The organism is Providencia sp. PROV189 (assembly GCF_028480065.1).
Classification (GTDB): Bacteria; Pseudomonadota; Gammaproteobacteria; order Enterobacterales; family Enterobacteriaceae; genus Providencia; species Providencia stuartii.
In genome coordinates this window covers 1-12,093 of record NZ_JAMPOG010000017.1, presented here as the reverse complement: position 1 = coordinate 12,093, position 12,093 = coordinate 1, and the positions used below count along the sequence as shown (strand labels likewise).

The 12,093-nt window shown below is 44.8% G+C and carries 17 protein-coding genes and 1 pseudogene; all 18 read left to right on the top strand.

Features of this window, described 5'->3' with window-relative positions; genetic code table 11:
- A partial coding sequence (locus PR833_RS11740) for a hypothetical protein (protein ID WP_272526152.1) occupies positions 1-238 on the top strand: 238 nt, incomplete at its 5' end.
- Between the two features lie 446 nt (positions 239-684).
- Positions 685-1,215, top strand: coding sequence for a Rha family transcriptional regulator (locus PR833_RS11735; protein ID WP_036943332.1), 531 nt, complete (start codon positions 685-687; stop codon positions 1,213-1,215).
- Between the two features lie 30 nt (positions 1,216-1,245).
- Positions 1,246-1,428, top strand: coding sequence for a hypothetical protein (locus tag PR833_RS11730; RefSeq protein WP_272526151.1), 183 nt, complete (start codon positions 1,246-1,248; stop codon positions 1,426-1,428).
- Between the two features lie 16 nt (positions 1,429-1,444).
- A complete protein-coding gene (locus tag PR833_RS11725) occupies positions 1,445-1,861 on the top strand; it encodes a DNA-packaging protein (protein WP_272526150.1) in 417 nt (138 codons plus the stop codon).
- Positions 1,854-3,092 (top strand): PBSX family phage terminase large subunit, encoded by a 1,239-nt coding sequence (locus PR833_RS11720; protein WP_272526149.1) that lies wholly within the window; start codon positions 1,854-1,856, stop codon positions 3,090-3,092. The genes PR833_RS11725 and PR833_RS11720 overlap by 8 nt, the downstream gene beginning before the upstream one ends.
- 11 nt (positions 3,093-3,103) lie before the next feature.
- Positions 3,104-4,546 carry an anti-CBASS protein Acb1 family protein gene (locus PR833_RS11715; RefSeq protein WP_272526148.1) on the top strand — a complete coding sequence of 481 codons (1,443 nt, stop codon included), beginning with the start codon at positions 3,104-3,106 and terminating at the stop codon, positions 4,544-4,546.
- On the top strand, positions 4,500-5,510 hold the full coding sequence (locus tag PR833_RS11710) for a phage minor head protein (protein ID WP_272526147.1): 1,011 nt from the start codon (positions 4,500-4,502) through the stop codon (positions 5,508-5,510). The genes PR833_RS11715 and PR833_RS11710 overlap by 47 nt, the downstream gene beginning before the upstream one ends.
- Before the next feature lie 12 nt (positions 5,511-5,522).
- Positions 5,523-6,914 (top strand): DUF2213 domain-containing protein, encoded by a 1,392-nt coding sequence (locus PR833_RS11705; RefSeq protein ID WP_272526146.1) that lies wholly within the window; start codon positions 5,523-5,525, stop codon positions 6,912-6,914.
- A gap of 3 nt (positions 6,915-6,917) precedes the next feature.
- Complete coding sequence (locus tag PR833_RS11700; RefSeq protein WP_404935972.1) at positions 6,918-7,358, top strand: hypothetical protein; 441 nt, start codon at positions 6,918-6,920, stop codon at positions 7,356-7,358.
- Positions 7,359-7,368: 10 nt separating this feature from the next.
- Positions 7,369-8,445, top strand: a complete 1,077-nt coding sequence (locus tag PR833_RS11695; protein WP_193450979.1) for a major capsid protein — start codon at positions 7,369-7,371, stop codon at positions 8,443-8,445.
- 9 nt (positions 8,446-8,454) lie between these two features.
- Positions 8,455-8,664 (top strand): hypothetical protein, encoded by a 210-nt coding sequence (locus PR833_RS11690; protein ID WP_004918444.1) that lies wholly within the window; start codon positions 8,455-8,457, stop codon positions 8,662-8,664.
- Positions 8,648-9,019, top strand: coding sequence for a DUF7370 family protein (locus tag PR833_RS11685; protein WP_272526145.1), 372 nt, complete (start codon positions 8,648-8,650; stop codon positions 9,017-9,019). Before PR833_RS11690 ends, PR833_RS11685 begins: the two co-directional genes overlap by 17 nt.
- Complete coding sequence (locus PR833_RS11680; RefSeq protein ID WP_272526144.1) at positions 9,016-9,384, top strand: hypothetical protein; 369 nt, start codon at positions 9,016-9,018, stop codon at positions 9,382-9,384. The genes PR833_RS11685 and PR833_RS11680 overlap by 4 nt, the downstream gene beginning before the upstream one ends.
- Positions 9,385-9,386: 2 nt before the next feature.
- Complete coding sequence (locus PR833_RS11675; protein WP_272526143.1) at positions 9,387-9,752, top strand: HK97 gp10 family phage protein; 366 nt, start codon at positions 9,387-9,389, stop codon at positions 9,750-9,752.
- On the top strand, positions 9,749-10,117 hold the full coding sequence (locus PR833_RS11670; RefSeq protein WP_004918452.1) for a phage tail termination protein: 369 nt from the start codon (positions 9,749-9,751) through the stop codon (positions 10,115-10,117). Before PR833_RS11675 ends, PR833_RS11670 begins: the two co-directional genes overlap by 4 nt.
- A 67-nt stretch (positions 10,118-10,184) precedes the next feature.
- Positions 10,185-10,940 carry an Ig-like domain-containing protein gene (locus PR833_RS11665; protein WP_272526142.1) on the top strand — a complete coding sequence of 252 codons (756 nt, stop codon included), beginning with the start codon at positions 10,185-10,187 and terminating at the stop codon, positions 10,938-10,940.
- Between the two features lie 51 nt (positions 10,941-10,991).
- Entirely contained in the window at positions 10,992-11,678 is a 687-nt protein-coding gene (locus PR833_RS11660; protein ID WP_053110919.1) for a DUF6246 family protein, read from the top strand.
- A gap of 166 nt (positions 11,679-11,844) precedes the next feature.
- Positions 11,845-12,093: pseudogene (locus PR833_RS11655) on the top strand (IS1595 family transposase); the annotation flags it as partial.

Here is a 12,093-nt window from a genome sequence, read left to right as displayed (position 1 = left end):
AAACGGATATTACAAATCTGAGCCTCGCAAAATAGCGGGGCTTTTTAATGGGGAAATATCATGGCAGCACAAGGTTTCGATAAGCCAGCTCAATTCCGAGAAGAACTGGATAAAAGCATTCCGAAAGAATAAAAAAAAGCCCACACACCGCGGGCTAAGTACATCTGTTGAACTAATGAATATCACATTAAATGTAGTTGACGCATTCAAAATATGCAAGCGAATAATGAGCCTCTGAGAAATCAGGGGCTTTTTAATGGCAAAAAAATAGCCCCTGGTGTTGAGGCTTGAAAAGGAAATTATCTTTGCTGTGTACATCTTAAGGACGGCACTAATTCTATACAGAGTTTATTCAATTAGTTACATGGTAGTTAAAAATAAGTTTAATTATGTAAATTTATTTATCTTCCAATGAATCAGAGGCTTTTTAATAGGTGTAATTATCCCACCATTTAAGGGGGTGATCGCTATCTTGACTGCTAGGAACAGACTAGAAGTGGCTTAGCAGTGTATCGCTAGGCTGCGAACTCTACGCATTTCACCGCTCATTCACAGAGCAATTCTAAAACGTCGAATCCAATCACTTTGATATGAGCCTTCGAGGAAGTCAGTTATGGCTGGCGAGCTTCGACGGGCTGATTTTCTATGTGAACGAGGGTTCATTTCAAATGAAGGTAATACGCTATGAATAATACAATCGTTATCCCTGAATTTAATTTCCAAAAGATGGTTATGGCATCTGATGGGCAAGTATTCACAACAAGTAAAAAGATTGCTGATTATTTCGGCAAGCGACATGACAACGTTTTACGGAAAATTAGACAGGTCAGAGATGAGTGTCCTGATGATTTTGCCCGCCTCAATTTTGAGGAGGCTGATTTTATTGATAAAAATGGCGATGTACAGCCAATGTTTAAATTAACAAAAGATGGTTACATTTTGGTTGTTATGGGGTTTACGGGGAAAATGGCTACCTTAATTAAGGTTAGATACATCGAAGCATTTAACTGGATGGCAGAGCAAATTAATCGCTGGAAAGTTTTAGGTGAAGAGGCTCAGCATCGTCATGCATTAAAAGCGGCAAAGTCAGAATTAAAAGGTCGACTAGGTAGTCAGTTAATGAATAAACGGAAGAAAGAGAAGAAAGCACTGCAATTGGAATATGAGCAAATACTCTCACTGACTCAACCCAAATTATTATTTGTAGATGAATAGGCCCTAGCGGCCTTTTTTATTGGGTGGAATATGAAGAAATACACAGTAACAGCAACAAAGAAAGACGGCACAACCTACGAAGGCATGATGACCACTAAAGAGCCTCGTGTAACTAACGGGTTAATCGGTATCGCATCACTTGATGGTTCATGGGTATACATATCACCTGATGAGATTAGTGATATTAAATATGTGCCAGTGGTTGAACAGTAAATATTAAGGAAAAGGTATGGGACAACAATCTAAACAGGTTGGTTGCCCTAGCAAGCTGACTGATGAGCTAATCGCTAAGGCAAAGGAATACCTGTATGGCGGTTATGAATCATTTGGTGACGTAGTTCCTAGCGTGGCTGGTTTATCATGTTATTTAGCCATTGCCAGATCGACAACGTATGAATACGCGAAGCAGGATAGTGACCTCGGGCGGGAGTTTTCGGACATCGTAGAGGGGATTTTATCTTTACAGGAAAATAAGCTGATAAATGGCGGATTGAAGGGGGACTTTAACCCCTCAATTACAAAGATAATGCTTACCAAGCACGGCTATTCCGAGAAGCAGGAAATAGATCACCGATCACCTGACGGGTCTATGTCACCGAAGCCAACAACAATCCAGCTTGTACCGGTGGAGCCTGACAATGAATGACATTGTGCAGCTTCAGATCCCTGCAAAACTGGCTCCGTTATTTACCGCAGTAGATAAGCGATACCGGTGTTCACACGGCGGTCGAGGCAGTGCAAAGACGAGGACGTTCGCACTGATGACAGCGGTTAAGGCATACCAGGCCGCGAACAACGGGGAGTCAGGAGTAATACTGTGCGCCCGTGAGTTCATGAACTCACTGGAAGAATCCTCGATGGAGGAAGTGAAGCAGGCAATTCGTTCTGTACCGTGGCTGGCTGCTAACTTCGATATTGGCGAGAAATATATCCGCACCCTTGATCGCAATGTCAGTTATGTATTCTGTGGACTGCGCCACAACCTCGACAGCATTAAATCAAAAGCCCGTATTTTACTCTGCTGGGTTGACGAGGCTGAGACTGTAAGTGAAACAGCATGGCAAAAGCTTGACCCCACTGTACGTGAAAGCGGGTCGGAAATATGGGTAACGTGGAACCCGGAGAAAGACGGGAGTGCCACCGATAAACGATTCAGGAAGCAGCCGGACGACGACATGATAGTTGTCGAGATGAACTACACCGATAACCCGTGGTTTCCTGATGTACTGGAAAAGGTCAGGCGCAGGGACAAAAAGAATCTTGATGACCAAACCTACGCATGGATCTGGGAAGGTGCGTATCTCGAAAACTCAGACAAACAGGTACTGGCGAATAAATACGTCGTTCAATCGTTCCCTGATGACCTGTGGAAGAAAGCCGACAGATTACTGTTTGGTGCTGACTTTGGTTTTGCTAAAGACCCTAACACGCTTATTCGCATGTTCATCTTGGATGATTGCTTATACATCGAGCGCGAGGCTTATGGCGTAGGTGTTGAACTTGACCACATGCCAGCGTTTTACGATGAAATACCCGAAGCTCGTAAGTGGCCCATCAAAGCCGACTCCGCGCGACCCGAAACTATCAGCTATTTAAAGCGACAGGGATTTAATATTTCGGCCGCTAAAAAGTGGCAGGGTAGCGTAGAAGATGGCATCACATACTTGCGTGGTTTCAAGCAAATTATCATTCATCCTCGCTGTAAAGAAACAGCAAAAGAAGCCCGCCTCTACTCATACAAAACAGACCGCATCACTGGTGAAGTGCTTCCCGTCATTGAGGATGCGCATAACCACTGTTGGGATGCGGTTAGATATGGGCTTGATGGGTATATCACACAAAAATCAATAGCGGGAATGCTTGTTAGAAAACGTTAATGAGGGCAAAAATGGGAGTAAATCAACAACGGCTGTCATTAGCGGTTAATAACGCGGTGAAAGCCATGCAAAGAGCTAGAATGTCCTACGTTCAGGCGTTAGGCACTGGTAACACTAAAAGACCTCGAATATGGAATGAATTTGGCTGGCCTGAAACTCTCACATTTGATGACTTTTATCGAGCGTATGACCGCAATGCGCTAGGCGGTGCTGCGGTTGATAGATACATATCTGGGTGCTGGATTGATTACCCTGAGATATTCGAAGGTGACGAAGAGGCAGACCAAGACGGCTCAACTGATTGGGATAAGAGCCTTAACAAGCTACTCAAAAAGCACTGGGAGCAGGTTGTAGAAGCTGACAAACGTAATTTAGTGGGCCGATATTCTGGTCTAATCATCCAAATCAGAGATAACAGACAATGGAATGAGCCAGTTGACACTACCATCGTTAAAAAACTGAAAGATAAGGCCATCGTTCGCTTAATTCCTGCGTGGGAAGCTCAGTTAGACGTTAAAACTTGGGATGAAGACCAAACAAGCGAAAACTACTCCATGCCAACGATGTACTCGTTTACTGAAATGGCTGTGGGGGATGATAGCGACGGATCACCATCTCGAATAATTGATATTCATCCTGACAGAGTTATAACGCTTATCGAAGGTGCTGCCGATGGTAAAATGTCATCCGGCGTATCTTTGCTGAGAAAAGGTTATAACAAGCTGCTCGATATTGAAAAGGTTTCGGGTGGTAGTGCAGAGGGCTTTCTTAAGAATGCCAGCCGACAGCTCAATTACAGCTTTGGTGAAAACACTGACTTTACCGCCTTGGCTGACGCCCTAGGGACTAACCTTGAGGGGCTCCCAGATGCGTTAGATGAGCAAGTAAGGCGCTTAAACCAAAGCATTGACTCAGCTTCATTTATGCAAGAGGGAACAGCTACAGTGTTATCGGTTGCCGCTGCTGACCCTGAACCGACATGGCGTGCATTACTCGCTGAGTTTGCGGCATCAATCAACATGCCAGTTAAGGTGCTTATCGGTCAGATTACAGGGGAGCGCGCTTCAACTGAGGATATGAAAGATTGGGCAAGAACCTGTAAATCAAGGCGTGAAGGGTTTCTCTCGAAAGTTATCACTGATCTAATCCATCAACTTGGAAAGCTTGGCGTTATTGAGCAAAAAGACGAGATAACAGTAAGCTGGTCTGATTTGCTTGCACCTAGTCAATCTGAAAAGCTGGATAACATGAGTAAGGCTGCTGATGTTGCAATGAAGACGCAAAACTCATTTGGGCGCTCAGTCCTGATGGAGAACGAGATTAGGGCGCTTGGCGAGTACCCAACATTGCCTGAGTTTGAGAACAGCGAGCCGCCAGAGTCAGGCGCCAAAGGAGACCCATTAGTCGATGATGAAGAATCAAAAGATAGGGGCGCCGATAATACCAAGGAATAAGGCTGACCCAACACAATCGGGGCAGCAAGTTAGAAAGATGTTCCGTGATATTGATAATCGGTATTACGAACTCAAGAAGGCACTCAAGCAACTCTTCGGTCTGTCATTTACTGGCAGAGAGAAAACGCAATCACCCACCCAAAACTACATACTCGCTAAAAACGCACAGGATGAGCCTGATACGATTTTTAAGGTTAACGCTGGCGTTTATATATATGAACTAGCAGAACGTCCCACAGAGTACGCTAGATTCCTTGAAAGACTGCAATCAATACTTGATGACTATCTTCTCGAAGGTGGCGATGAACGATTGTGGGCTTTTGAGTATGTGCTTGATGGGTATGAGCGAGGCACCCTGAACGCCTACACTAACTTAGTCATACAATCCGAAGTCTACGCACAGCAAACAACACTTACTTATCTATTGTCACAGCCAGCTTACCAGAATCAGGTTGCAGCGGCATTTATCTCTACATACAGCGATTGGCGCGGCTTGTCTGATGCTGTACGCACTGACCTCGCTAATGTAATCGGTATGTCGATAGCGCGAGGCATAAACCCACGCGAGACAGCGAGGATAGTTAGCAAGCGATTAGATGTATCGATGACTAGAGCAAAGGCTATCGCACAGACTGAGCAGGTAGGCGCACTTCGTAGAGCAAACTGGAATGAAACGACATGGGCTAGTGAAAGGCTAGGGCTGAAAACTGGCATCCTATGGATATCAGCACTCAAACCAACGACTAGACCTAGCCATGCAGCACGTAGCGGTAAGATATTCACTGTTGAAGAGGTGGAGCATTTCTACTCAATCAATGGCAATCGCTATAACTGCTACTGTGCCAATCAACCAGTATTACTGAATGAAGACGGCACGCTGCATAACCCTAGCGTTTTAGACAGGCTCATTCAGTCTCGTGATGAGTGGGAAGAAAAGCAACAGGAAACAACAAGTAATTCATAAAGAGGCCAACGCATGAAGCTATCCAGCATTCATGTTAAATCACTGGCTGTCAATTCCTCCAATATCTCAACTGAAACTATCGATGGTGATGAGCATATCGTCATACGTGGCGTTGTGCCTGTCGTCGATGATGTTGTGATGAATGGGGGGTTATATCCAGCTAGTGAGATTAACAAAAGCTTTAAGTCGATAGAGGGGCGTCAATGTCCATATGGGCACCCTAAAATTGGCTCTGATTATGTATCAGCAGATATGCCGCGAGCAGTCAATCAGTATCACATCGGTGCATGGGCTGAAAACGTCCGTAAGGATGGCGAAAAGGTCGTCATGGACGTGAAGGTGAACCGTCGATTCGCAGACGGCAGCGAGAAAGGGAAAGAGTTCTTATCCCGCATTGATGACATTATCGCTGGTAACAACTCGGAGCCTATTCATGTTTCAACGGGGTTATTACTCCAGCGCGAACAGAACAAAGGCAAGTCAAAAGGTAAAACCTACACATGGGTAGCCAGAAACATGCACTTCGATCATGTCGCTATCTTGCCAGCATCAGAGCCGGGCGCGGCCACCCCAGAAGATGGTGTAGGAATGTTCGTGAATAGCGAGGGTGAGAAGCTAGAAACTGAAACGGCAGAGCTTATTGATGCAGCAAACTGCACACAGGAAGGCTTATTTAACAAAGCTAAGTTCTTCTTCACTAACAGCTCACTCTCGTTTGATGAAATACATTCTGCATTACGCACCGCTTTAAAAGAAGTCTACCCAAAAGACGACTGGCCTTATCCAGAGAGCGTCTGGTCTGACAGGTTTATCTACTACGTGTCAGGGAAAACTTATCAACAAAAATACCTCATTGACGAAAACGGGCAAGCCGAACTCGTTGGTGAGCCTGTCGAAGTTGTGCGCAAGCCAACAGAGTACGAAGTTAAAACCAATAAGGAAACTAACCCGATGAAAGAAATCATCACAAATGCGCTGAATGCGAAAGGTATTGAAACGGAAGGTAAATCTGATGCTGAGTTGCTGGATGCCTACAACCAGATGAATGCCGAAGAAAAGAAAGGGGAAGCATCAGAAGAGAAATCTGAGCGTGATAAAAAAGAGAAGGAAAAAGATGCCGCGACAAATGCGGATGCCATTACAGCGGCAGTGAATGCAGCGATTAAGCCGCTAACCGATAAAATTGACGCTCTTGAAGGTCAGTTAAATGCCAACGCAGACAAAGAAATCAATGCTATGCGTGATGCTGTGAAAGCTAAATTCGGCATGTCCGACACAGCAGTTAATGCGCTAAGTGGCGACCCACTGAAAGAGCTATACGCAAAATGCAATGTATCGCATGGCTTGAATGGTTCATTCCAACAAGTAAATTCCTCTCAATCAGTTTCAGATATGCCGGAGTAAAACATGGTGAGCAAAAAACGTGTAATTCATGCGGGCGGTGTATTTCCTAACCCGCTATTAGATCGTGAAGGTGCGGCGGTAGTTGATACTAAGGCTGGCGTTATCGGCTTCTATGATGAGGCTACTGCTAAATTCACACCATCAGTTGATGGCAAAGAAGCAAATATTCTGTATGTGTCCAACTTTGATTATCTGCGCTGCCAAACGGTAGATGATGAAATCAAAACGGGTGATTGGGTTGTGGCAATTCAACCTATGCAGGGCATGTTTTTAAACGTACGTGCCGCTGCTGGCACATACAAGAAAGGCCAAGCGGTCATTGTTGCTAACGGTCAAATCACACTGGCAACTGGTGCAGAAGGTGAAAGAGTATTTGCCTATGTCGAAGAAGATTCAGCATTAACCGTTACGGATGGTGAGCTGGTTCGTGTTGTGTTCAAGTAAGGAGAACTGAATGTTTTATTTTTCAACTAGTCGAGCAACCGAAACAGGAAATCTCGAAGCAAACCAAGCGCAGTTCAGTGAATTGCAGTTAGCCCGTAATTCATCTGCTCAAGCGGTGGCTGATTTTATTTCTCGCGCTCGTTTTCGTGGGGAAAATGCACCGTCACTGGACGCAACAAATGCCATTGATGATATTAAGCGGCTTTACAAGGCATATGACCAGACTGTAATGGCTGAATTTCAGCCTACTACTGAGTTCACATTGTTAAATGACCTAATGGGGCTATCGCGCTCAGTTCGACTGGAAGAGTCGGTGTATGAATATGCGCGAAAAGGAAGCGGCGGAATTGCTCATACATCAATGAGTGGTCAAATCGGTGCGTTATTAGAAGCAAGTGCGTATGACTTTGATGGCACAATGGTTCCTATTCATGATACTGGCTTCAAGTTCGGTTTCCGTGACCCTATCTTTGCTAAAGGCTCGGCGCTGGCCTCTTTATCAGATGCGCAGAAAGACTCGGTCGATACTGTTCGTCGCAAGTATTTGGACTTTATCTGGAACGGCTTCCGCGATGCCGCAGGTAATTTCATTGCGTTTGATGGCAAGACATTTAAGGGGTTACGTAATGATGAACGCGTGGCTCAAGTGACATTGAATATTGATTTTACAACTGAGCAAGATGGCAAGAAAATCCGCACTGAAATCATCAAGCTGCGTGACGTACTGAAACTGCAAAACCTGCAATATGGTGAGCAAACTTGGTACGTGTCAGGCGAAATCCTGTCTAACTGGGAATCTGTCTACTTCGATGTTAACCAAACCCGCACCATTCTTGAAGAGGTCAAGAAAATCACGGGCATTAAAGACATCAAAGAAGATTATGAGCTGAAGGGTAACGAAGTTTTGATTGTTCCGCTTGGCGCTGGCGTTATCGCTCCTATTGTCGGTCAAGCTTTCGGTACTGTTGCTGACCCTCGCCAGTTCTACAACTCAGATTACATCTGGCGCACATGGGGGGCTGCTGGCCTAATGGTTAAGCAAGACATTGCGGGTCACTTCTCAGTTATCCACGCTAAAGGCGCATAAGGGGGATTCATGGCACTGGTAAAGGTTATCTCAAGTAACTTGTTTGCTGGTGCCAACCTCAAAAAACAAGAGGTTGGTGCTCAGTTGGAAGTCTCAGAAGAAACTGCTGAAACATGGCTGCGAGCTGGGCTGGTAGAGCGAATCGAAGAACGAAAACTCGAAGTCGCTACACCAGAGAAGAAAAAGGGCAAAGGTAAGGCAGATGGTGATAACACTTGATGACGTAAAGCCAATGATAGCCGAGCTTGGGTTTACATTGCCTGATTCCGTGCTGCTGTTGCTGCTGGATCAAGTGAATGCAAAATCTGAATGCTTGGCGGCTAACTATGATGAGTCTCTGCAAAAGCTGCTTCTAGTTTATGCGCTGGTTCGTCTTGCCTCATTGTCTGGCGCTCGAAAGATATCATCACAAGGCGCTCCTAACGGGGCGTCACGTTCATTTGCCTATGATTCCTCTGGGACGGATTATTTACTGAAACAGTTGAGAGTATGGGATACGGCAGGGTGTTTATCTACGTTGCCTCTAGCGAGTAAATCGGCTGGGTTCTTTCGTGTTGTGGGAGGTTGTCATTGAGCGCTACCGCTAATTGGTCATATACCAACATCGCAACAATTTACCCTGTCATTCATGGTGGCGGCGAGTGGGGGGATGAAACCACCTACGGGCTTCCTTATCTTATTGACTGCACATGGCAATCTAGCAATGAAGTTGTGAAAGATGACATGGGGAAAGAGTTTGTTACCAACAACGTATTTTTCACTGAGTTAAAACGCAACGGCGTAGATGTACAAAAGCCAGAGCGAGGTTTCTACATTGCCAAAGGCGATACCACTTCTCAATCTGACCCTAGAGTCGCTGGAGCTGACATCATCATCACAGTTAAAGAAGATGATATGAGCTTTTTCGGGGAAGAGCCAGACTATGAGATAAGGACGTAACAATGAGCGGTAGAATTCGAGGGTTAGATAGAGCAAGAAGAAACACGCGCTCATTTGTTAATGTAACAACAAGGAAAGCGGAAACAGCAATACATAAAGCGATCCTTGTCGGTGCTGAGCTGTCTGCTGTGTATACCCCTATTGATACATCAACGCTAATTAATTCGCAGTTTCGCGAAACTAAAGTGAACGGCACTCGCATAACGGGGAGGGTTGGTTATAGCGCAAGTTATGCGGTGTATGTCCATGATCCTAAAGTGAAGCAAAACTTTAAGCGCAGTTCAGCAAAAAAAGAGTTTTTGAAATCTGCATTTGAAGAGTCCGAGGCTCGCATACATGAAGTGATAACAAGGGAGCTGAGAGTGTGATTATTGATGATTTTCTTGACTACTTAAAGCGCGGTGGACTTACTGATGGATTCATTGTTCAACGCTTAGACTGGAAAGAGAGGAAAGATACAAAAATCCAGCAGTATATTGTTATCCGTCCCGCCAGTGGTTCTGGTCGGTTGGGTGAGTTGAGTGCTGATGATTATGTCGATGTTATTGTCGTTTCTGCGCAAGATGACCCGATACCCGCATTAACTCGCGCCGATGAAATACTCAAATATGTCGCGGCAAATCCTAGTGACTGTAATCTCAACTCAGTTTTTAACATGGGTGGGTTGCCATCAGGAATTGTAACCACAGAAAACCGAACGATATTCAGGCTCTCATTCCGCTGCTTATCATAAACAAACAAATCTCAAACTAGGTCGCCAATGTGCGGCCTTTTTTATTTCCTATAGAAAGAGGTAAAACATGGCTAACTGCCCCGTACAAACTAACAAGTTGATTGGGCGCAATGCAGTTATTCGTATTGCTCCTGGCTGTCATGACCAAGTTCCAGCGCAGTCTGCATTTAAGCGGATTGGCGCGATTACAACAAAGTCCTTTGATTTATCACCAAATTCGATTACGTCAGAGGCAGACGATACAAAAGGCCTAATAGAAAACATTGTTACCAACATGGATCTCTCTATCTCATTCGATGGAGAGTACCGTAAGCGTGACAAAGATACTGACTTTGGCCCATTAAAGCTATTACAGGAGATCCCTAAAGAAGTGCAAATGGGTCGCCAGCCTGCTTATTGGGTGCAAATGGACTTTACTGGTGAAGATGCAGTGGTTCTTCAAGGGTATTTTGTATTCACATCTTGGTCTTCTGAGTTTCCAGCATCAGAAATCGCCACTTACTCGGGAGAGTTAAAAGTATCTGATGCTGACTCGATTGAATGGCTAGTTGAGGAAGTTGCAGTGACAGGAGTGTCAGTCACGCCTGCAACATTGAGCTTAAAAGTAGGTGAAACAGGCACGTTTACAGTTAACTTCACGCCAACAGATGCAACCAATAAAAATTACACGGTTGTAAGTGATAAGACCAACTTTGCAACAGTTAGTAAGCTAGCGAATGTTGTCACTGTCACAGGTGTTGCAGCAGGAACAGCAAATGTAACTGTCACATCTGAAGATGGTGCAAAAACTGCTAAATGCGTAGTCACTGTCACGGCTGCTTAATATTACAAAGGGTGCTTTCGAGTGCCCTTGATAATATTTTCAGGGGGAAAAATGGCAGCAAGAAAGGAATATGGCGAATTCATAATATCAACGCCTGACAAAGATTATTTTTTCAAGCCTTCATTTGATGCGATGACAAGAATAGGAACGCCAGAGCAGATTGTTAATGCACTTACTCTGATAAGCGGGGCGGAGGCTCAGGCATTAATTGCTCGCGCCAAACATGCTTATGGAGAGGTTCCTGATTGGCTATTTAGAGCGTTAAAAAAACCAGCCTACGGACGCAGCGTTTTATCAACATCAATGATGGTAATGCAAGCTTGCTGTAATGATGATTGCGATGAGCTGATAGGCGAGTGGAAGCCAAGTAGAAATGGCTCAACATACAGGCTAGGCAAGATGCCTGTCACATCCATAATTGTGTTGGCTAATGAGTTAATGATGCATGGCATTGTTGGCAAAGTAAAGGTTAGAAAGCTTCAGCGTAACGAAGGTAAAAACGAATTTACAGATAGCTTTAATGCCATTGAGTACATCAATGCTGCTCGAGCTCATTTTGGAATGAGTCGTGAGGAGGCGGAGCAATTAACCATGACCGAGTTCGTCATGATGCTAAAAGCTAAATATCCAGACGAGAAGGGTTTCACGCGCGAAGAATACGACGAGATCATGAAAGCTGATGACCAGCGCAATGATGAGCTGATCAGTGGTAAGCGTCGGTTGGTGAGTAGGAAATAATACTAAGTAGGGCAGCAATGCCCTAGTATCAATGCGTACCAACTAGGTGTCATTGTGTATGTATACAGTGGTTTGGTGGGCGGGGCGACTGGTAAACTATCAACAGATAAGATGGTATTAATTAATGGGGCTGTCCTAGATAACTAAGATCATCTAGGATAGTTCTATGAGAAAAAGTAGACTCAGTCAGTATAAACGAGCACGGTTACTTGAGCTGTTTATTGCTGGCTCCACAGCCCGTATTGCCGCAGAGTTAGTTGGTGTCCACAGAAATACAGCCGCTTACTATTTTCATCGCCTCAGAGTGCTGATAGCTGAGCACGTTGATAAGCACACTTGGTTTGATGGCGAGATTGAATTGGACGAAAGTTATTTTGGTGGTCGTCGTAAAGGTCAACGTGGCAGAGGTGCTGCC